Here is a 19,082-nt window from a genome sequence, read left to right on the forward strand (position 1 = left end):
ACCGACTCCTGGCGCGCCTCCGGCACCCCCCTGCTCTTCGACGGCTCCGGCAACAAGAAAGCCGCCTACACCTCGGTCCTCAACGCCCTCAACGCAGCAAGCCCGACCGGCCCCACCACGACCACGACCACGCCGCCGAACAACGCCAACTGCGCCAACGGCTACGTCGCCCTGACCTACGACGACGGCCCGATCGCGGGCACCACCACCCAGCTGCTCAGCGCGCTGCGGTCGGCGGGTCTGCGGGCCACGTTCTTCAACCAGGGCAACAAGGTCACGTCGAACCAGGCCCTCGCCCGCAGCCAGCGCGACGCCGGCATGTGGGTGGAGAACCACAGCTGGTCGCACCCGCACATGACCCAGCTCAGCCAGGCCCAGATGACCTCGGAGATCTCCCAGACCCAGCAGGCGATCCAGTCCGCCACCGGCGTCGCGCCCAAGCTGTTCCGCCCGCCCTACGGCGAGACCAACAGCACCCTCAAGGCCGTCGAAGCGCAGTTCGGCCTCACCGAGGTGCTCTGGAACGTCGACTCCCAGGACTGGAACAACGCCAGCACCGCCCAGATCGTCCAGGCCGCGTCCACGCTGCAGAACGGCGGCGTCATCCTGATGCACGACGGCTACCAGACCACCATCAACGCCGTCCCCCAGATCGCGTCGAACCTGGCGAGCCGCGGCCTGTGCGCGGGCATGATCTCGCCGTCGACCGGTCGGGCCGTCGCGCCGACGGACACCCCGCCCGGCACGACCAACCCGACGACCACCACCACGACGCAGCCGGATGGCGGCTCCTGCACCGCGACCTACCGCACGAGCCAGCAGTGGGGTGACCGCTTCAACGGCGAGGTGACGATCCGGGCCGGCGCCACGGCGATCACCAGCTGGACCGCCACCGTGACCGTCACGTCGCCGCAGAAGATCTCGGCGACGTGGAGCGGCACGCCCACCTGGGACTCCAGCGGCAACGTGATGACCATGAAGCCCAGCGGCAACGGCAACCTCGCCGCAGGTGCGAGCACCACGTTCGGCTTCACCGTGATGGCGAACGGCCAGTGGGCCGCGCCGACGGTCAGCTGCCGGACCCCGTGACGCACGCCGGTGTGCCCCTCACAGCGAGGTGAGGGGCACACCGGCGTGCCTGCTCAGGTGCGGGTCTTCACGTGGGCGCGTTCGCCTTGCGGGCCGAACAGGATCAGCAGTTCGACGGGCTCGGCGCCGGCGGTGCCGAGCCAGTGCGGTACCCGGGTGTCGAACTCGGCCGCTTCCCCCGGCGTGAGCACGATGTCCTGCTCGCCGAGCACGAGCCGCAGCCGTCCGTTGAGGACGTAGAGCCACTCGTGCCCCTCGTGGGTCTGCGGCGTGGGCACGGCGTCGTGCAGCGCTCCCGGGATGAGCACCTTGAACGCCTGCGTGCCGCCCGGTCGGCGGCTCAGCGCCATGAACGTCATGCCGTGCCGCCGGATCGTGCGGATGTGGATGCGCGGATCGCCGGTGGGCGGTGCGCCGACGAGCTCGTCGAGCGGCACGCCGTGCGCCCGCGCCAGCGGCAGCAACAGCTCCAGGTTCGGCCGCCGTCGGCCGCTCTCCAGCCGTGACAGGGTGCTCTCCGAGATGCCGGTGGTCTCGGCCAGCTCGGCCAGGGTGACATCGCGGGCGCGGCGCAGCGCCCGCAGCCGCGGTCCCACGGCGGTCAGCACGCGGTCCAGGTCGTCGTCCATGCCCCGCAGCTTGCCAAGACGGCAAGGTCGTTTGCCACTCCGGTGCCGGCTGACCACGGTGTCCGGTGTGGCCGGTGGCGCGGGCGCGCCGTGGATCCGCGCGGACCGGCTCGGCGAAGTAGGCTGCCCGCGCTCTCTCGGAAAAAAGTTCGGCGGGTGTGTCGATCCGCGGCGCGGTCCGTTCGACCTTGGGGTGACAGGGTCCGAGAGAGGGCCCGGACGACGGCCAGGGAGACGGAACCATGAAGTACATGCTGATCATGCGCGCGACCGACGAGGCCTACGCCCAGATGGGCGACATCGACTTCACCGAGATGCTGGAGACGATGGGCAGGTTCAACGACGAGCTGATCCGGGCCGGCGTGCTGGTCGCCGCGGAAGGGCTCGCCGAGGCCGAAGAGGGCGTGGTGGTCGACTACTCGTCCGAACCGCCCGTGGTCACCGACGGCCCGTACGGCGAGACGAAGGAGCTGTTCAACGGCTTCTACATCCTCAACGTGGCGTCGAGGGAGGAAGCCGTCGAGTGGGCCAAGCGGTTCCCGATCAGCGGGCCCGGCTTCAAGACCGAGATCCGCCGGGTCTCCTCGATCGACGAGTTCCCCCAGGACAACGAGTGGATCCAGAAGGAGCGGGCGTGGCGGGAAGCCACCGGTCAGCTCTGAGCGGGTCGACCGCGGGCGACCCCACGGGCCGCGGCGCCGTCGGCGCCGTCTGGCGGATCGAGTCGGCGCGGATCGTCGGCGCGCTCGCGCGCTACACCGGCGATTTCGCGCTGGCCGAGGACCTGGCGCAGGAGGCGCTGGCGGAGGCGCTCGTGACCTGGCCGCGCGACGGCGTGCCGACCAACCCGGCGGGGTGGTTGCTCACCGTCGGCCGGCGGCGCGCGATCGACGCGTTCCGCCGGCGCTCCGCCCTCGACGAGAGGTACGCCGCGCTCGCGCACGACCTCGGCGAGGGCGGAGCCACCTCGGGTGGCGGCCCCGTCGACGCCGACGACCTGCCGTGGGACCCGGACCAGATCGACGACGACGTGCTGGCGCTGATGTTCATCTCCTGCCACCCCGTGCTGTCGCGGGAGGCGCGGGTGGCGTTGACGCTGCGCGTGGTCGGCGGTCTGACCAGCGACGAGATCGCCAAGGCGTGCCTGGTGCCGACCGCGACCGTCCAGGCCAGGATCACCAGGGCGAAGAAGACGCTCGGCGCGGCCGGCGTGCCGTTCGAGGTGCCGACGGCCGAGGAGCGGACCGCGCGGCTCAACTCGGTGCTCAACGTGGTCTACCTGATCTTCACCGAGGGGTCCACGGCCAGCTCCGGTGACGACCTGATCCGGTTCGACCTCGCGGGCGAGGCGCAGCGGCTCGCCCGCGTGCTGAGCAGGCTCGTGCCCGACCAGCCCGAGGTGCACGGCCTGCTGGCGCTGCTCGAGCTGACCGCGGCGCGCTTCCCCGCCCGCACGGGGTCGGACGGCGAGCCCGTGCTGCTGGAGCACCAGGACCGCCGCCGCTGGGACCACGCCGCGATCCGGCGTGGACGTGCCGCGCTGGCCCGTGCCGAGAAGGTCGGGCGCGGCCTCGGGGCCTACGGCTTGCAGGCGGCCATCGCCGAGTGCCACGCCGTCGCGCCCTCGGTGGAGGCGACGAACTGGGAGCGGATCGTGCTGCTGTACGAGGCGCTCGGCCGGCTCGCGCCGTCACCGGTGGTCGACCTCAACCGGGCGGTGGCGGTGTCCATGGCCAGTGGACCGGCCGCGGCGCTGCCGATCGTGGACGGGCTGGCGGGCTCCGACGCGCTGGCGAACTCCTACCTGCTGCCCAGCGTGCGCGGTGAGCTGCTGTGCAGGCTGGGTCGAGGGGACGAGGCGCGGGTCGAGCTGGAGCGGGCCGTGCGGTTGTGCGGCAACGAGCGTGAACGGGCGGTGCTGGAGCGCAAGCTCGGCGACCTCAGGACATCTGGGTGAGGATCATCGTGTTCCACCAGTAGCCGAGCTGGTCGAGCGAGTCGGGGTCGAGCGCCGTCGACGACCGCAGCTCGCCGGTGACGGAGGTCCGGGTGTCGACCCACCACACCCGGCCGACGCCGTCGGCGACGAAGCAGGTCGTGTACTCGCCGGGGACGGGACCGCTCTCGGACCGGTAGTACAGGGAGTAGTGCGCGGGCTGGGTCAGGGGTCGGCAGCCGCCCTGGCTGTCGTCGCGCGGGATGCGGTTGGCGTCCACGAGGGCTTTGAAGTGGGCGTCCTGGGCGGCGCGATCGGTGAACAGGTGGAACACCGCCTGGTCCGGTGGCGGGAAGCGGAAGTGCGCCGAGTTCGCCTTGGTGCACGTGACGGTCGCGGCCGCTCCCCCGCTCGACGGGGTGGGCGCGCAGCTCGGGTTGCCCCGGTAGACGGTGGGCAGCCGTTCCAGCAGCACGGACGCCTGCTGGTCGACGGTGGTGGTGGTCGGCGCGGGCGTTGTCGACGTGGTCGCCTTGGAGGTCGACGTCGTCGTGGAGGCCGAGGTCGTCACGGAGGTCGTGGGGGAACTCGCGAGCCGGCCGTCGCCCAGCCAGTCCGACGACCAGACCAGCACCACGGCGACCAGCACCAACGCCACGGCGCCGGCGACGATCGGCGCGACCGGCACCTTGCGCTCGGGCACCCGCCGGGGCGGACCCGTCACGGGGTTGGGGACGAGCGGCAAAGGCGTGCCGTGAGTGGGGGTGAACGGCGCAGGCGTGGCGGGGCCGGGGGCGAGTCGCGCGGGCGTGCCTTGGGCGGGGGTGAACGGCGCTCGCACGCCCTGGGCAGCGGCGGGTGCCGGAGGTGTGCCCGGGGCAGCGGCGGGTGGCGCGGGCGTGCCCTGGGCCGGGGTGAACGGCGCGGGCGTGCCCTGGGCGGGGGCAGGTGGGGTGGACGGTCGAGGTCGAGCGGGGACAGGTGGCGGGGTGGCGAGGGCTTCGGCCGCCGCGGCGGCCAGGGCGCCGGCGGTCTGGAAGCGCTGCGCCGGGTCCTTGGCCATGCCGCGCCCGATCACCCCGTCCAACGCGCGCGGCACGGCGGGGTTGGCGGCGGAGGCGGCGGGCGGTGGCTGCTGGAGGTGCGCCCAGAGCAGGGCGGCGGCGCTGTCCGCCTCGAACGGCCGGTTGCCCGTGACGCACGCGTGCAGCACGCAGGCCAGGGCGTAGACGTCCGCGCGGCCGTCCACCTGCCCGTCGCCGAACCGCTCGGGCGCGAGGTAGTCCAGGGTCCCGATCACCGCGCCGGACGCGGTCAGGTGCGTGCCGGCGGGCAGGACGCTGCGGGCGATGCCGAAGTCGACCAGGTACACGAAGTCGTCCGGCGTGACGAGGATGTTCGACGGCTTGACGTCCCGGTGCACCAGGCCGTCCGCGTGCGCGGCGTCGAGCGCGCCGGCGACCTGGGCGACGATCCGCACCGCCCGCGCCGGGTCGAGCGGCCCGTCCGCGACGACCGCCGCCAGGTCGCGCCCCTCAACCAACCGCATGTCCAGGTAGAGCCGGCCGTCGATCTCGCCGTAGGCGTGGATCGGGATGACGTGCGGTTCACGCAGCCGTGCCGCGATCCGCGACTCGCGCCGGAACCGGGCGCGGAAGTCCTCGTCGTCGTTGTGCTCGGCGGAGAGCCGCTTCAACGCCACCACGCGGTCGTGCGCCGTGTCGTGGGCCCGGTGCACCTCGCCCATGCCGCCGCGCCCCAACAGCTCGCCGACCCGATAGGGCCCGAACTCCTCCGCCATGACTCCCCCGGCTCCGCCACGCCGCCACTGCAGGACCGACGCGGATCAACGCCACAGGGTTCCACGCACGTGATCGGATCCGGCGCGGCGGGTGCGCCCGCTCAGGGTTTGCCCTTCCCTGCCTTGCCGGACGACTTCCCCTTCCCGTCCTTGGCCTGGCCGGGCGCGGGTCCCACCTTCGGACCGGCGACGGGCCGCTCCTCGATTACCGGTGTCGTCGTGCTCGTCGTCGTGCCGGTCACCGGCTGGTCCGGCGGCGTGGTCGTGTCCTGGACGACGGCTTGCGGCGCGGGCTCCACGGGCGCGGACGTGGCCGGTGAAGGTCCGGGCGACACCGCCCAGGCGATGCCGAGCGCGCCGACCAGCCCGGCCGCCGACGCGACGAGCGCCGTCAACTGCCGACGTGAGCCGGGCGCGGCGGTGGCGACGGTCGGGTCGTCGCCGGGGCGGCCCCGCAGCACGCGGGCGCACTCGTCGGCGGTGGGCCGGCGACGAGTCGACAGCGCGGTGGTCAACGACAGCAGGCGCACCAGGTCGGCGGGCAGGTCGTCGGGCACGGCCGGCGGGCGGTGCAGCCGGGCCACGGCCGACTCGACGTCACCGCCCGGGTACTCGCGGCGACCGGTCAGGCACTCCAGCAGCACCAACCCGAACGAGTACACGTCGGCGGCCGGTCCGATCTCGCTGCCGCGCACCTGTTCCGGCGCCAGGTAGGCGGCCGTGCCGACCATCTGGTCGGTGCGGGTGAAGCGGGTGGTGTCGGCCAGGTGCGCCAGCCCGAAGTCGGCCAGGTAGGGCGTGCCGTCGTGGTCGAGCAGGATGTTGGACGGCTTGACGTCCCGGTGCACCACGCCCTGCTCGTGCACGTAGGCCAACGCGTCGGCCAACTGTGCGCCCAACTCCCGCACCTCGGTCACCGACAGCGGTCCGTCGGCGATCCGATCACGCAGGGTGCGGCCCTCGACCAGCCGCAGCACGACGAACGCGGTGCCGTCGGCGTGGCCGGCGTCGTACACGGAGACCAGCCCGGGGTGCGACAACGCGGCGAGCGTCCGGGCCTCGTTGTCGAACCGCCGCCCCGCGTCCGCGTCCGCGGTGGTGTCGAACAACTTGACCGCGACGTCCCGCCGCAGCACCGCGTCCCACGCGCGGCGCACCTCGGCCATGCCGCCGACGCCCAACGTGCCGGCCAACTCGTATCGACCGGCCAGGAGCTCGCCACAGCCAGGAAGCGACACCGCTACCACCCTCCGGCGGGGACACAGGACACCCTCAGGTGCCCCTTCCCCGCCGACCACAAACGCGACGCCTTCGGGGTCAGCGCCGCCAGGCCGCGACGGTGGCCGCGGTCCAGGCGCCGACCCGGTCCGCGAAGCCGGTGGCGGGGAACGTGCCGTCCACGGCGACGTCGTCGATGGTCACCTCGAAGGCCCTCGGCGTCGGGCCGAGCGGTGCGACCGGCACGCCGGCCACGACGTCCGCGAGCCCGCTGCCGTGCCGGGAGTTGGCGCGGCGCATCGCTTCGGCGAACCGGGTGACCGCGGTCAGGCCGCCGTCCAGGTAGACGTGCAGGGTCGCCCACGGACGGGCCCGGTCCCGCTCCGGCAGGCGGCCGGGGTGCTGGAGCAGGAAGCACGACACGGTGACGCCGTGCAGCGGTCCCCACGGGGCGCGCCGGGAGTGGTCGAGCGCCAGCACGACGTGGAACAGCTCCTCGCACGAGTGCGGACGGGCGGGCGCACCGCACTCGGAGCAGCGGGTCATGGACGGGACCGTACGAGCTCCACCCGCTGGAAGGTCAAGCCGTGCCCACCTCGGGCCACGCCGGGCGTGTCCCACGACGCCGGCGGGGGCGGAGCCGGCCGGTTCTCACCCGTTCGCCGGAGACGCCCGGGCGTTGCGCTGAGTAACTTTCACCACACGGTCCCTGCCATTGATCGACCCACGAAAGGTGGAAGATCATGAACCGTGCTGTGAAACGACTGGTCACCCTGGCGAGCGCGCTGGCCTTGTCGGTGATCACCGTCCCGGCGGCGCAGTCCGCCCCCGCACCAGGCTCCTACTGGACACCGGAACGGATGCGCGCCGCCGTTCCGCTCGACCTCCGCACCACGGCCCCCTCCGCGCTGCGCTCCACCGTCCCGGCCGGCGAGCCGACCACCATCGCACCGCTGGCCTTCCCCAACGGCGGCAGCGCGTGGACCGGCGGCGGCGCGGTCGTGCGGACCGCGGGCCGGGTGTTCTTCACCTACCAGGGCCGCAACGCCTCGTGCAGCGGCAACGCCGTCACCAGCGCCAACAAGAGCACGGTCGTCACTGCCGGGCACTGCGTGAAGCTCGACGGCGCCTACCACACCAACGTCGCGTTCGTCCCGGCCTACGACAACGGGAACGCCCCGTACGGCACGTGGAACGCACGTGCCACCTTCGCCACCCCCCAGTGGCACGCGAGCGAGGACATCAACTACGACATCGGCGCCATCGTCGTCGGGCAGCTGAACGGCCAGTTCCTCACCGACGTCGTGGGCGCGCAGGGCATCGCGTTCAACCTGCCGCGCGCCGACAACACCTACGCGTTCGGCTACCCCGCCGCCGCGCCGTACGACGGCACGAAGCTCGTCTACTGCAGCGGTCGGACGTTCAACGCCTTCCTCAGCGACGGCATCGGCATGACGTGCAACATGACCGGTGGCGCCAGCGGCGGCCCCTGGTTCCGCGCGTTCTCCGAGGCGACCGGCGTCGGCACGGTCAACTCCGTCAACAGCTACAAGATCAACCTGTTCCCGAACTGGATGTTCGGCCCGTACTTCGGCGCGGACGCCCAGAACCTCTACAACCAGGCGCAGGCCGCCTGACCTCGGACGGCGGGCCGGGCCGCGCGCCCGGCCCGTCACCCGGCCCCTCTGGTGATCTTCACACGGTCGGGTGACAAACTTCGGGCTCACCGAAGCCCAGGGGGAACGTCCATGCTCACGCAGGCCACGAACGTGCTGCACATGCACCAGAAGGTCACCTTGATGGTGAACCGCTACGAGGTCTTCGCCGACAACGGCGGCGAGCCCGGTCCGCTGGTGGCGTTCGTCGAGCAGAAGCGGATGGCGTTCAAGGAGCAGGTGACCATCTACACCGACTCCAGCAAGAGCCAGGTGCTCGCGGGCTTCCGCGCGCGCAAGGTGATCGACCTCGGCAGCGGCTACGACGTGATCGACGGCGCCGGGCAGTCCATCGCGCTGTTCCGCAAGGACTTCGGCAAGTCCCTGATCAACTCGACCTGGCACCTCGACCAGCCGAACGCGCCGACCACCACGGGCCGCGAGCGCAACCACGGCCTCGCCGTCCTGCGCCGCCTCTGGGGCTTCCTGCCGCTGGTGAACAACATTCCGTTCCCGTTCCGCTACCACTTCGACTTCGCCCGCGACGGTCAGCCGGTGTTCAGCGTGGACAAGAAGACGTGGGTCCGCGACCACTACCTGATCCGGATCACCGACCCCTACATCGACCGCCGTGCGGTCATCGCGCAGGCCGTCGCCGTGGACGCCCTCCAGTCCCGTTAGGCCCGCGCACCGCTCGTGGCGGAGGTCGGGCCCGGGCTCAGGGCGACCGCGGCCATGGACTTGGGATCCTCGGCCACCAGGCTCGCGCGCACCCACCGGTTCAGCGCGGCGCACACCGGCGCAGGCAGCGGAACGCCGCCGGGACGCCAGAACGCGGGCACGTGCTCCAGTCGCGCGTCGGCGTCGACCAGCGCCCGCCTGGCCAACCCGGGCTCGCAGACCACCGCCTGCCGGCGAGCGTGCGGAAGACGGGCTTCCGCACGCACCGCCGGTGCAGCGCCCGCATCCCCGCCACCCCAGTCGGTGGATCGGACCGAACGACATCGGTCAGTAGTAGCTGGAGCCCACCGGCACCCACGCCAGGCGCCGCACTCCCGTTCCGTCCCCAACCGGCGCAGCAACGGCCTCACCAAGCGCTTCACGCGACTCCTCCCCGCAGCAGGACCGATCGGGTCGATCGCCGAACACGTTCGAACAAGCCGAGCCCGCCCGATGACGTCACGCGCCATCGGGCGGGCCAGGGGTCGGAAGATCAGATCGAGACGTACCAGAGGGTGAACACGAAGTACGACGGATTGCACGGGTGCTGACTGACGGGAGCCTTGTACTGCAAATGCTCCGCCGCCGCGCACCCGCCGCTGTGCAACGCCCTCAGGTAACCGGACGACGGGTCGAAGTTCCACTTCTGGTTCGGCACGTCCATGCAGATGTACTGCTGGATCGTCGCACCCGGATCGGTGCTCGCGCCGCGCACGTCGAGGCATTTCTGACTGGCGACGTTCCTGAACTGGCCGTAACCGGGCATGGTGCTCGGGAGGTACTCCCACTGCTGGTTCGCGCCGCCGTTGCAGTGGTAGGTCTGCACCGGCTTCTTGTTGTCCAATGAGCCGCCCGGCACGTCGAGGCACATGCCGCCGGCCCGGTTGACGATGGTGGTGACGGCCGACGCCGAGATCGAGGCCGTGGCCGGAACCGTCGGGAAGAGCACGGATCCGACCGCGGTCAACACCGCGACGGCGACCATCGAGAATCTTCGTGTGATCATTCGGCAAGTAGAGCAGGAAGCCGAATCGGACCGGGACGACCATTCGCGGTAATGACGAGTGGACGACCGAAGTCGAAATACCGAAGTTCGCCGCACATTTCGTATTCAGAGGTGATGGGCCACACGGGGCCCGACCCGTTCGTGCGGTTGCACTAGTGCACAGCGGGTCATTTGCCGTCATCGCGAGAAGTCCGGCCGATCTCCCGCATACGGTTTTCGCATGAAGTACCTGGAGGGGCCTTTCGCCCCGGTCACCGAAGAGATCACCGCGCACGACCTCGCCGTCACCGGGCGGATCCCGGCCGAGCTCGACGGCCGTTACCTGCGCAACGGGCCCAACCCGTTGGGCGTCGAGGACCCCGCCGTGCACCTGTGGGGCATGGGGCAGGGCATGGTGCACGGCGTGCGGCTGCGCGACGGCCGGGCCGAGTGGTACCGCAACCGCTTCGTCCGCACGCCGGGCTTCGCGCCGATGGTGCACGTGTTCGAGCACGCCCGGCGGACGTTCGCCCTGGCCGAGGGCGGCCTGCCGCCCGCCGAGCTGGACGCCGAGCTCAACACCGTCGGCGTGTGCGCGCTCGGTGCGACGGTCGAGGGCTTCACCGCGGGCGCGCACTCGAAGCACGACCCGCTCACCGGCGAACTGCACTCGCTCTCGTACATGCCCGGGCACGAGTTCGTCCAGCACATCGTCATCAACGCGGACGGGCACGTCGTGCGGACCACCACCGTCCCCCTGACGCGGACGCCGTTCATGCACGACTTCGCGCTCACCGAGAACCACGTCGTCCTCTGGGACACGCCGATCGGCTTCGACGGGTTCGAGTGCCGCTGGCTCCCGGAGCACCCGACCCGGGTCGGCGTCATGCCGCGGACCGGCGGCGACGTGCGCTGGCTCGATATCGACCCGGTGCACGTCAGCCACACGCTCAACGCCTACGACGACGGTGACGCGGTCGTGGTCGACGTCGTCACGGCCGAAGGTCCGTTCGACCCGGCCGACCCCGGCGCGATCCGGCCCGCGCTGGACCGCTGGACGATCACCCCGGACCGGGTCGACCAGCGCCGCCTCGACGACCGGCCGCAGGACTTCCCGCGGGTCGCCGAAGCCCGCGCCACCCGCCCGCACCGGTACGGCTACTCCGCCGCGACCGCCCTGTACGGCATCCCGTTCACGCCCGAGGGCACGCCGTCCGACGACGCCTTCACCAACGCCCTGGTCAAGCACGACCTGCACCGGGGCACGTCCGAGGTGCACGGGTTCGGCCGGCACGAGGCGGTCGGCGAGGCCGTGTTCGCCGCCACGGGGCAGGGCGAGGACGACGGCTACCTGCTCACCTACGTCCACAACCCCGAGCGCGGCGCGAGCGACCTCGTGATCCTCTCGGCCCAGGACTTCACCGGCGAACCAGTGGCCCGCGTGCACCTCCCGGCCAGGGTGCCGCTCGGCCTGCACGGCAACTGGCTGCCCGAGCGCTGAGTCCTGGCACGATGACGCCGTGAACGAGCCGCCGCCGTACCTCCGGATCGTCGCCGAGGTCGAACGGCGCATCGCGGACGGCGAGCTGCGGCCCGGCGACCCGGTCCCCACCACCAGGGCGATCATGCGCGAGTGGGGCGTCGCCATGGCCACCGCGACCAAGGCGCTGGCCGCGCTCAAGCAGGCGGGCGCCATCGAGTCGACGTCCCGCGTCGGCGCGGTGGTGGCCCGGCGCAGGCTGCCGTCGCGGTCGGCGGGCGGTCTGGACCGCGACCGCGTCGTCCGGGTGGCCATGGGCATCGCCGACGCCGACGGCCTGGCCGCGCTGTCCCCCCGGGCGGTCGCGGCCAAGCTCGGCGTCGCCACCGTGACCCTGCGCGAGCACTTCGACGCCGACCTCCCCCAGCTCGTCGCCGACGCCGCGTTCGCGGAGATCGAGTACCCGCGGCCGCCGCCGGGGTGGCGGGCCCACCTGCGGGTCGCCGCCCGGCTCCAGTGGGCGGCCTACCAACGCCACCCCTGGCTGCCGCGACTGGTGTCGATCGTCCGGCCGGCCACGCTGCCGGGACTGCTCGCGTACGCGGAGTGGACGTTGCGGGCGCTCGACGGCCTCGGGCTGGACGAGCGCACCCGCCTGCACGTCTACGCCGCCGTGGTCAACCACGTGCGCGGCACGGCGCTGAACATCGAGAGCGAGGCCGGCGCGGAGCTGGACACCGGGATGACCAGCAAGCAGTGGATGACGGCCCGCCTCGCCGTCGACGGCCCGCTGATCGCGCACCTCGCGCGGGTCACCGAGCCGGGCGCGGACGTCGACCTCGAGTCCCTGTTCGACTTCGGCCTCGAACGCCTCCTCGACGGCCTGACCACGGTCGTCACGCCGCGCAAGAGCCACCGCTGATCCGCGCGCGCCGGTCGTGGTGATCGAACCTGGCCTACATTGAGGCCATGAGTGGCGACGCACCGCTGTCCGCGGCCGAGAAGACGCTGAGCGTCCTGGAAGCGCTCGCCGACCACTCGCGCATCGCCGACATCGCCGACGCCTCCGGCCTGCCGAAGCCCACCGTGCACCGGATCCTGCAGACCCTCGTCCAGCGCGGTTTCGCGCGGGCCGACGGTCGGGGCGGCTACCTCGGCGGCCCGCGCATCCTCAGCCTCGCGGGCCGGTTCCTCCAGCGCCTCGACGTCGCCGAGCACGTCCGCCCGACGCTGCGCGACCTCCAGGAGCGGACCGGGTGGACGGTCCACTTCGCACTGCTGTCCGGCGACGAGGCGGTGTACGTGGCCAAGGTGGAGGGAGCCCGGCCCTACCACCTGGCCTCCCGCGTCGGCATGAGCCTGCGCCTGCACTGCACGTCCATCGGCAAGGCGATCCTGGCCGCCCTGCCCGACGACGAGGTCCGGGCCCTGGCCCGCCGCACCGGCCTGCCCGCACGCACCGAGCGCACCATCACCGACGAACGCGCCCTGCTCGCCGAGCTGGCCGAGGTCCGCGCACGCGGTTACGCCGAGGACCACGAGGAGAACGAGGCGGGCGTGCGCGCGGTCGGCGCGGCCGTGGTCAACCACACCGGTGAGGTGGTCGGCGGGCTGTCGGCGGCGTCGCTGGTCGACCTCGCCGAGGCGCCCCGGGACCTGCCGCAGCTGGTCGTGCGCGCCGCCGCCGAGGTCTCGCGCGCGTTGGGCGCCGACTGAACCGAATCACCCTGTGACCGCCTTCACAAGGCGGGGCGAGCCATGTCATGGTGGAGCCATGTCGATGGAACCGCATTCCGTCAGGCGGAACGCATGAAGGTCACGTCGAGCGAGCTCACCAAGCTCGCGGTCCGGATCCTGCTCGACGCCGGCACGAACCTCGTCGACGCCAAGGCGGTCGCGGGCTCGCTGGTGGAGTCGAACCTGACCGGCCACGACTCGCACGGCGTGCGCAGGCTCGTCGACTACGTGGCCCGCATCCGCGACGGCCGGATCGACCCGCGCGCCCGCCCCGGCGTCGACCACCCGCGTCCGGGCACGGTCGTGGTCCGCGGCAACGGCGCGCTCGGCCGGGTCGCGGCCGGTGTCGCGGCCCGCGAGCTGCGCGCCCTGACCCGCACGCACGGCAGCGGCGTCGCGGTGATCCAGGACTGCAACCACGTCGGCAGGCTGGGCGAGTACGTCGGCTTCCTGGCCGAGCACGACCTGGTCGCGCTCGCGTTCGGCAACGCCGACGCCACCGTCGCGCCCTACGGCGGCCGGGAACGGCGACTGGGCACCAACCCGCTCGCCTGGGCCGCGCCCCGTGCGGCGGACCGCCCGCCGATCGTGGTCGACTGGGCCACGTCCGGCGTGGCCGAGGGCAAGCTGGCGGTGGCCCGCGACCGCGGTGAGCGGGTGCCCGAGGGCCTGGTGCTCGACCCGGACGGCCGACCGACCACCGATCCCGGCGACTTCTACGCGGGCGGCGCGCTGCTGCCGTTCGGCGGGCACAAGGGCTACGGCCTGAGCGTGCTGATCGAGGTGGTGGGCGGCCTGCTCACCGGCATGGGCATCGGCAGCCTGCCGGGCTACCGCGGCGGGTTCGGCACAGTGCTGGTGGCCGTCGACATCGGCTCGCTCACCCCGGTGGAGCGGTTTCGCGAGCAGGCGGAGCTGTTCTGCCGCGAACTGGCCGGCACCCCGCCCGCCCAGGGCGGCGGCGAGGTGCTGGTGCCGGGCGAACCGGAGGCACGCACCCGTCGCGCCCGGTTGCGCGACGGCATCCCGATGACCGAGGAGACCTGGCGCGAGCTGCACGGCCTGCTCACGGCAAAGGAGGGAACGACATGACCGGAGCCGCCGACCGCACCGCGGCCGAGCACGACGCGGTGCGCGAAGACCCCGCCGGCGGCGGGCGACTGCGCCGCGTCGTCGGCGCGTCCGTGGTCGGCACCGCGTTGGAGTGGTACGACTTCTTCATCTACGGCTTCGCCGTGACGCTGGTGTTCAACGAGCTGTTCTTCGTCACCGAGGACCCGGCGACGGGTGTGGTCGTGGGGTTCGCGACCTTCGGCGTCGGCTTCGCGGTCCGGCCGCTGGGCGGCTTCGTGTTCGGCCACCTCGGCGATCGCATCGGCCGCCGGTCGACGCTGGTGGTCACGACGCTGGTCATGGGCGTGTCGACCGGGTTGATCGGCCTGCTGCCGACCTACGACTCCATCGGCATCGCCGCGCCGATCCTGCTGACCGTGCTGCGGATGTGCCAGGGCCTCGGCGCGGGCGCGGAGTTCGGCGGCGCGTCCACGCTGCTGGCCGAGCACGCCCCGCCGCGCAGGCGCGGCTTCTTCACCTCGTTCGCGCAGACCGGGGTCCAGCTCGGCCTGCTGTCGGGCACGGTGGTGTTCCTGCTGGTCGAGACGCTGCCCCGGCAGACGGTGCTGGACTGGGCGTGGCGCATCCCGTTCTGGTTCAGCTTCGCGCTGATCGCGGTCGCGCTGTACGTGCGGCTGCGGGTCGACGAGTCGCCGGTGTTCCAGTGCATGGCCCGGCAGCGGACCACGGTGAAGCTGCCCGTGTCCGACGCGCTGCGCCGCTACCCGCGCAACTTCCTGATCGGCATCGGCGCCCACATCTGCGACACCGCGATCGTCTACATCTACGCCACCTACAGCCTCGCCTACATCACCAAGTCGCTGGCGCTGCCGCGCTGGGTCGGGCTCACCGGCGTGGTGGTGTTCGGCGTGGTCGTGATCGTGCTGCAACCGGTGTACGGCGCGTTGTCCGACCGGATCGGGCGGCGACCGCTCAACCTGTTCAGCGTGGTGTTCACGGCGGCGTTCGCGTTCCCGTTCTTCCTGCTGCTCGACACGCGCGAACCGGTGCTGATCTGGGTGGCGCTGGTGGTGGCGACGGCGTTCGGCCTGGCGCCGATGATCGCGGTGCAGCCCGCGTTCTACGCCGAGCTGTTCGGCGCGCGCGTCCGCTACACCGGGTTCGCCGCGTCCCGCGAGATCGGCGCGGCGCTGGCCGGGTTCTCGCCGCTGGTGGCCGCCGCCCTGGTCGCGCGGGCGGACGGGCAGGGGTGGCCGGTCGCGCTGTGGATGATCGGCACCGCCGTGGTGTCGTTCGTGGCGTTCCTGCTCTCGGCGGAGGGCAAGGACGTCGACATCGCCGCCGTCGACACCGCCGGGGTGGCGCCGAGGTGACCCATCCCCGCCTGTCGACGGCCCGGCTGCCCGGGTGGCTGGCGGCCGACCTGCCGAGCGCGCCGGTCGGCATCGTCCACATCGGACTGGGCGCGTTCCACCGGGCCCACCAGGCGGTGCTGACGCAGGAGGCGATGCGGGTCGAGCCCGGGCCGTGGGGCATCTGCGCCGTGGCGCAGCGCAACGGGCGGCTGGTCGACGCGCTGGTCGAGCAGGACCACCTGTTCACCGTCACCGAGCGCGGCCCCGAGGACGACCGGCTGCGCGTGGTCGGGAGCGTGCGCGAGGCGCTGCTGGCCGTGGAGCAGCCGGATCGGCTGACGGCCGTGCTGTCCGAACCGGACACCCGCGTGGTGACGCTGACCGTCACCGAGGCCGGCTACCGGCACGACCCGGTCACCGGGCGGCTGCGCACGGACGACCCGGACGTGGCGGCCGACCTCGCGGGCGGGCCGCCGCGCACCCCCGTGGGGCAGGTGGTCGCCGGCCTGCGCCGTCGCCGTGCTCGCGGGCACCCCGGGCTCACCGTCCTCTCGTGCGACAACCTGCCCGACAACGGCCGCCTGGTCGCGCGCCTGGTGCGGGAGTTCTGCGCCCGGCGCGGGGAGGGCGACCTCGCCGAGTGGGTCGACGAGCACGTGCGGTTCCCGTCCAGCGTGGTGGACCAGATCGTGCCCGCCACCACGGACGCCGACTTCGCCCGCGTGTCCGAGGTCCTCGGCTTGGAGGACCGGGCCGCGGTGGTCGGCGAACCGCACCGCCGGTGGGTGGTGGAGGACGACTTCGCCGCCGGGCGTCCCGCCTGGGACGAGGTCGGCGCGGAGCTGGTGGCCGACATCGCGCCGCACCAGGCCGCGAAGCTGCGGCTGGTCAACGGCACGCACTCGGCGCTCGCCCACCTCGGCCTGCTGGCCGGCTGCACGAGCACCGCCGACGCGTTGGGCCGCCCCGAGCTCGCGCACTTCGCCGAACGCCTGCTGCGCACCGAGACGGGACCGTCGTTGCGCCGGTTCGGCCGGTGCCCGGGCGAGCGGGAGGTCGAGGCGCTGCTGACCCGGCTGGCCAACCCGCGGATCACCCACCGGCTGGACCAGATCGCCGGCGACGCGCTGCGCAAGCTGCCCCAACGCCTGCTCGACCCGGCGGTCGACCTGCTGGTGCTGGGCATCGAGCCGCGCCTGATCTGCCTGGCCGTCGCCGGTTTCCTGCACCAGCAGGACTTCCCGGTGCTCACCTTGCCGCTGCCGCTGCGCGAGTCGCGCGTGTTCCGCGCGCTGCTGGCGGACGCGGTGCGCCGGATCGACCAGGACGGGGTGGTGGCCACCCTGCGCGGGATCGGGAGGATCTGAATGGACCTGCACGACACCGTCGCCGTGGTGACCGGCGGCGGCACCGGGATCGGCCGCGCCACGGCCCTGGCGCTGGCCCGTGCGGGCTGCCGGGCGGTCGTGGTGACTTACTCGCGGTCCTCCGCCGACGCCGAGTCCGCCGTGGCCGAGCTGACCGCCGCCGGGTGCGAGGCCGTGGCCGAGCGAGTCGACGTGGCCGACGACGGCCAGGTGCGCTCGACCGCCGAACGGGTGCGCGCCCGGTTCGGCCGGGTCGACGTGCTGGTCAACAACGCGGGCACGACGAAGGCCGTGCCGCACGCGGACCTCGACGCCCTGACCGACGAGGTGTTCCACCACGTGCTCGACGTCAACGTGGTCGGCACGCTCCGCGTCACGCGTGCGTTCGCCGAGGACCTGCGGGTGGCCCGCGGCGCGTCGGTCAACGTCGCGTCCATCTCCGGCTACCGGGCCGGCGGGTCGTCCATCGCCTACGGCGTGAGCAAGGCGGGGCTGCTGCAACTGACCCGCAACCTCGCCGTGGCCCTCGCGCCGGACGTGCGGGTCAACGCCGTCGCGCCGGGCACCGTGACGACCCGGTGGCAGACGTCGCTGCACGGCGAGGCGGGGTTCGCCGAACGGGCGGCGGCCGAACGGCGAACCGTGCCGCTGAGCCGCACCGCCGATCCCGGGCACGTGGCGCAGGCCGTGCTGGGGCTGCTGGCGATGGACCTGGTGACCGGCGAGGCGATCATCGTGGACGGCGGCAAGCACGTCGTGTACTAGGACCCTCCCGACCGCAACCACACCACCTCGCACGGCCAACGCCACCACCCGGCCGCACCACGCGCCCTGCGCCACCGCACAGCCGGACACCCCGACCCGTCCGGCGGCGCCACGCGCCCTGCACCACCGCGCAGCTCAGCCAATCCAGCGCCACCGCGCCACGCGCCCTGCACACCACCGCGCAGCTCTGCGAAACCAGCGCCCCCACACCGCGTCGAGGGTCGAGCCCTACGGGGCGTCCCGGTCCGCCGCCTCCGCGATGCGCTTGATCGCCGCCAGCCGCCGGTCCCAGTCGGCGGCCAGCGAGGCCATCCACCGAGCCGTCGCGTCGAGTGCCGCGGGTCGCACCGAGTAGCGCACCTCACGCCCCACCCGACCGCCCGAGACGAGCCCGGCGGCGTCCAGCACGGCGAGGTGCTTCACCACCGCCTGCCGTGACACGGGCAGCTGCTCGGCCAGCTTCGTCGCCGTGGTCTCACCCTGCGCCGCGAGCAGGTCGAGCAGCTGACGGCGCGTCGGATCGACCAGCGCGGTGAGCACGCTGTCGACCTCGTCGGCGGCATTGCGGTCGTCCATCCCGCGCATATGATCGCACGCGGGATTCGCCGGACGCGCCTACAGCTCGTAGACCTGCCCCGTCTGCGCGCCCTCGACCGACCGGACGTAGGCCCGGGCGACCTTGGCCAGGTCGACCGACTCCATGCCGGGGAAGAAGTCGCCGTAGGCGTCGAGGCTCTCGGTGAACACGGTCGGGCTGACGGCGTTCACGCGCTGCGGCGCGATCTCGATCGCCGCCGCCCGCACGAACGCCTCGACCGCGCCGTTCGCCAGGGAAGCCGCGCTGCCGGTCGGCACGGGCTCGCGCGCCAGCACGCCGGTGATGAGCGTGAACGAACCCCGTTCCGCGATCCGGCCGACGCCCTGCCGGACGAGCTCGACCTGGCTCAGCACCTTCCCCCGGAACGCGTCCAGGTAGTCCTGCGCGGTCATCTCGGTGACCGGCTTCCACGGCACGTCGCCCGCTGCGCTCACGACCGCGTCGACCCGGCCCGCCCGCTCGTACATCTCGGCGACCTGCGCCGGGTCGCTGACGTCGTGGCGCAGGTCGCCGCCGGAGCGCCCGACAGTGACGACGTCGTGGCCGCGTTCGGTGAGGGCGCTGTGGACGGCCGTGCCGAGCGTGCCGCCGGCGCCGATGAGGACAATCTTCATGGCGATCACGCTAGAGCCGATCCGCACCGTCCGTGAAATGCCGAACGCACAGCACTTAT

20 protein-coding genes are annotated in these 19,082 nt (G+C 72.8%); 12 read left to right on the forward strand and 8 right to left on the reverse strand.

Features of this window, described 5'->3' with window-relative positions:
- On the forward strand, window positions 1-1,089 hold a 1,089-nt coding region (locus tag AB0I91_RS40270), incomplete at its 5' end, for a polysaccharide deacetylase family protein (RefSeq protein WP_499641620.1).
- Between the two features lie 53 nt (window positions 1,090-1,142).
- On the opposite strand, the gene AB0I91_RS40275 is transcribed toward AB0I91_RS40270, so the two are convergent.
- Window positions 1,143-1,718, reverse strand: coding sequence for a helix-turn-helix domain-containing protein (locus AB0I91_RS40275; RefSeq protein WP_498785038.1), 576 nt, complete (start codon window positions 1,716-1,718; stop codon window positions 1,143-1,145).
- A gap of 242 nt (window positions 1,719-1,960) precedes the next feature.
- Here AB0I91_RS40275 and AB0I91_RS40280 point away from each other — a divergent pair, with 242 nt between their 5' ends.
- Entirely contained in the window at window positions 1,961-2,380 is a 420-nt protein-coding gene (locus AB0I91_RS40280; protein WP_498785036.1) for a YciI family protein, read from the forward strand.
- Complete coding sequence (locus AB0I91_RS40285) at window positions 2,377-3,675, forward strand: RNA polymerase sigma factor (RefSeq protein ID WP_498785048.1); 1,299 nt, start codon at window positions 2,377-2,379, stop codon at window positions 3,673-3,675. The genes AB0I91_RS40280 and AB0I91_RS40285 overlap by 4 nt, the downstream gene beginning before the upstream one ends.
- On the opposite strand, the gene AB0I91_RS40290 is transcribed toward AB0I91_RS40285, so the two are convergent.
- From AB0I91_RS40290 to AB0I91_RS40300, 3 genes are all read right to left on the reverse strand, one after another.
- A complete protein-coding gene (locus tag AB0I91_RS40290) occupies window positions 3,659-5,455 on the reverse strand; it encodes a serine/threonine-protein kinase (protein WP_499641622.1) in 1,797 nt (598 codons plus the stop codon). The two genes, AB0I91_RS40285 and AB0I91_RS40290, sit on opposite strands and share 17 nt — an antisense overlap.
- Before the next feature lie 101 nt (window positions 5,456-5,556).
- Window positions 5,557-6,693 (reverse strand): serine/threonine-protein kinase, encoded by a 1,137-nt coding sequence (locus AB0I91_RS40295; RefSeq protein ID WP_499641625.1) that lies wholly within the window; start codon window positions 6,691-6,693, stop codon window positions 5,557-5,559.
- Window positions 6,694-6,772: 79 nt separating this feature from the next.
- Complete coding sequence (locus AB0I91_RS40300; protein WP_499641627.1) at window positions 6,773-7,219, reverse strand: DUF5946 family protein; 447 nt, start codon at window positions 7,217-7,219, stop codon at window positions 6,773-6,775.
- Between the two features lie 197 nt (window positions 7,220-7,416).
- Between AB0I91_RS40300 and AB0I91_RS40305 the strand changes: the two genes are divergently transcribed.
- Both AB0I91_RS40305 and AB0I91_RS40310 read left to right on the forward strand, forming a co-directional pair.
- Window positions 7,417-8,310: a trypsin-like serine peptidase gene (locus AB0I91_RS40305; protein ID WP_499641629.1), complete on the forward strand. Its 894-nt coding sequence runs from the start codon at window positions 7,417-7,419 to the stop codon at window positions 8,308-8,310.
- A gap of 111 nt (window positions 8,311-8,421) precedes the next feature.
- Entirely contained in the window at window positions 8,422-9,009 is a 588-nt protein-coding gene (locus tag AB0I91_RS40310; RefSeq protein ID WP_498785026.1) for an LURP-one-related family protein, read from the forward strand.
- Here the strand turns inward: AB0I91_RS40310 and AB0I91_RS40315 are convergent.
- The gene (locus AB0I91_RS40315; RefSeq protein ID WP_498785024.1) at window positions 9,006-9,233 is read right to left on the reverse strand and encodes a hypothetical protein; all 228 of its coding nucleotides are present in this window, start codon (window positions 9,231-9,233) and stop codon (window positions 9,006-9,008) included. The genes AB0I91_RS40310 and AB0I91_RS40315 overlap by 4 nt on opposite strands.
- Window positions 9,234-9,541: 308 nt before the next feature.
- On the reverse strand, window positions 9,542-10,054 hold the full coding sequence (locus AB0I91_RS40320) for an RICIN domain-containing protein (RefSeq protein ID WP_499617804.1): 513 nt from the start codon (window positions 10,052-10,054) through the stop codon (window positions 9,542-9,544).
- Window positions 10,055-10,274: 220 nt separating this feature from the next.
- Between AB0I91_RS40320 and AB0I91_RS40325 the strand changes: the two genes are divergently transcribed.
- The 7 genes from AB0I91_RS40325 (at window position 10,275) to AB0I91_RS40355 (ending at window position 17,811) form a co-directional block, all read left to right on the forward strand.
- Window positions 10,275-11,534, forward strand: a complete 1,260-nt coding sequence (locus tag AB0I91_RS40325; protein ID WP_499641631.1) for a carotenoid oxygenase family protein — start codon at window positions 10,275-10,277, stop codon at window positions 11,532-11,534.
- A 19-nt stretch (window positions 11,535-11,553) separates the two neighbouring features.
- Window positions 11,554-12,435, forward strand: a complete 882-nt coding sequence (locus tag AB0I91_RS40330; protein WP_499617806.1) for a GntR family transcriptional regulator — start codon at window positions 11,554-11,556, stop codon at window positions 12,433-12,435.
- A 47-nt stretch (window positions 12,436-12,482) separates the two neighbouring features.
- Entirely contained in the window at window positions 12,483-13,229 is a 747-nt protein-coding gene (locus tag AB0I91_RS40335; protein ID WP_498785016.1) for an IclR family transcriptional regulator, read from the forward strand.
- A 93-nt stretch (window positions 13,230-13,322) separates the two neighbouring features.
- Complete coding sequence (locus tag AB0I91_RS40340; protein ID WP_498785014.1) at window positions 13,323-14,342, forward strand: Ldh family oxidoreductase; 1,020 nt, start codon at window positions 13,323-13,325, stop codon at window positions 14,340-14,342.
- Window positions 14,339-15,697 (forward strand): MFS transporter, encoded by a 1,359-nt coding sequence (locus AB0I91_RS40345; protein ID WP_499641634.1) that lies wholly within the window; start codon window positions 14,339-14,341, stop codon window positions 15,695-15,697. Before AB0I91_RS40340 ends, AB0I91_RS40345 begins: the two co-directional genes overlap by 4 nt.
- Window positions 15,694-17,046: a mannitol dehydrogenase family protein gene (locus AB0I91_RS40350; protein WP_499641636.1), complete on the forward strand. Its 1,353-nt coding sequence runs from the start codon at window positions 15,694-15,696 to the stop codon at window positions 17,044-17,046. The genes AB0I91_RS40345 and AB0I91_RS40350 overlap by 4 nt, the downstream gene beginning before the upstream one ends.
- The gene (locus AB0I91_RS40355; RefSeq protein ID WP_499641638.1) at window positions 17,047-17,811 is read left to right on the forward strand and encodes an SDR family NAD(P)-dependent oxidoreductase; all 765 of its coding nucleotides are present in this window, start codon (window positions 17,047-17,049) and stop codon (window positions 17,809-17,811) included. It begins immediately after the preceding gene.
- Between the two features lie 228 nt (window positions 17,812-18,039).
- Here the strand turns inward: AB0I91_RS40355 and AB0I91_RS40360 are convergent, their stop codons facing one another.
- Both AB0I91_RS40360 and AB0I91_RS40365 read right to left on the reverse strand, forming a co-directional pair.
- Entirely contained in the window at window positions 18,040-18,387 is a 348-nt protein-coding gene (locus AB0I91_RS40360; protein ID WP_498785006.1) for an ArsR/SmtB family transcription factor, read from the reverse strand.
- Between the two features lie 39 nt (window positions 18,388-18,426).
- A complete protein-coding gene (locus tag AB0I91_RS40365; protein ID WP_498785004.1) occupies window positions 18,427-19,023 on the reverse strand; it encodes a short chain dehydrogenase in 597 nt (198 codons plus the stop codon).
- Between the last annotated feature and the right edge of the window lie 59 nt (window positions 19,024-19,082).

Source organism: Actinosynnema sp. NPDC049800 (genome assembly GCF_040656635.1).
In the GTDB taxonomy this organism is placed as follows: Bacteria; Actinomycetota; Actinomycetes; order Mycobacteriales; family Pseudonocardiaceae; genus Actinosynnema.

Bases quoted from the DNA above. Each gene is read 5' to 3' on its own strand.
- AB0I91_RS40275 (WP_498785038.1), bottom strand. From the start codon at position 1,718: ATGGACGACGACCTGGACCGCGTGCTGACCGCCGTGGGACCGCGGCTG.
- AB0I91_RS40280 (WP_498785036.1), top strand. From the start codon at position 1,961: ATGAAGTACATGCTGATCATGCGCGCGACCGACGAGGCCTACGCCCAG.
- AB0I91_RS40290 (WP_499641622.1), bottom strand. From the start codon at position 5,455: ATGGCGGAGGAGTTCGGGCCCTATCGGGTCGGCGAGCTGTTGGGGCGC.
- AB0I91_RS40300 (WP_499641627.1), bottom strand. From the start codon at position 7,219: ATGACCCGCTGCTCCGAGTGCGGTGCGCCCGCCCGTCCGCACTCGTGC.
- AB0I91_RS40305 (WP_499641629.1), top strand. From the start codon at position 7,417: ATGAACCGTGCTGTGAAACGACTGGTCACCCTGGCGAGCGCGCTGGCC.
- AB0I91_RS40310 (WP_498785026.1), top strand. From the start codon at position 8,422: ATGCTCACGCAGGCCACGAACGTGCTGCACATGCACCAGAAGGTCACC.
- AB0I91_RS40320 (WP_499617804.1), bottom strand. From the start codon at position 10,054: ATGATCACACGAAGATTCTCGATGGTCGCCGTCGCGGTGTTGACCGCG.
- AB0I91_RS40325 (WP_499641631.1), top strand. From the start codon at position 10,275: ATGAAGTACCTGGAGGGGCCTTTCGCCCCGGTCACCGAAGAGATCACC.
- AB0I91_RS40335 (WP_498785016.1), top strand. From the start codon at position 12,483: ATGAGTGGCGACGCACCGCTGTCCGCGGCCGAGAAGACGCTGAGCGTC.
- AB0I91_RS40340 (WP_498785014.1), top strand. From the start codon at position 13,323: ATGAAGGTCACGTCGAGCGAGCTCACCAAGCTCGCGGTCCGGATCCTG.
- AB0I91_RS40345 (WP_499641634.1), top strand. From the start codon at position 14,339: ATGACCGGAGCCGCCGACCGCACCGCGGCCGAGCACGACGCGGTGCGC.
- AB0I91_RS40355 (WP_499641638.1), top strand. From the start codon at position 17,047: ATGGACCTGCACGACACCGTCGCCGTGGTGACCGGCGGCGGCACCGGG.
- AB0I91_RS40360 (WP_498785006.1), bottom strand. From the start codon at position 18,387: ATGGACGACCGCAATGCCGCCGACGAGGTCGACAGCGTGCTCACCGCG.
- AB0I91_RS40365 (WP_498785004.1), bottom strand. From the start codon at position 19,023: ATGAAGATTGTCCTCATCGGCGCCGGCGGCACGCTCGGCACGGCCGTC.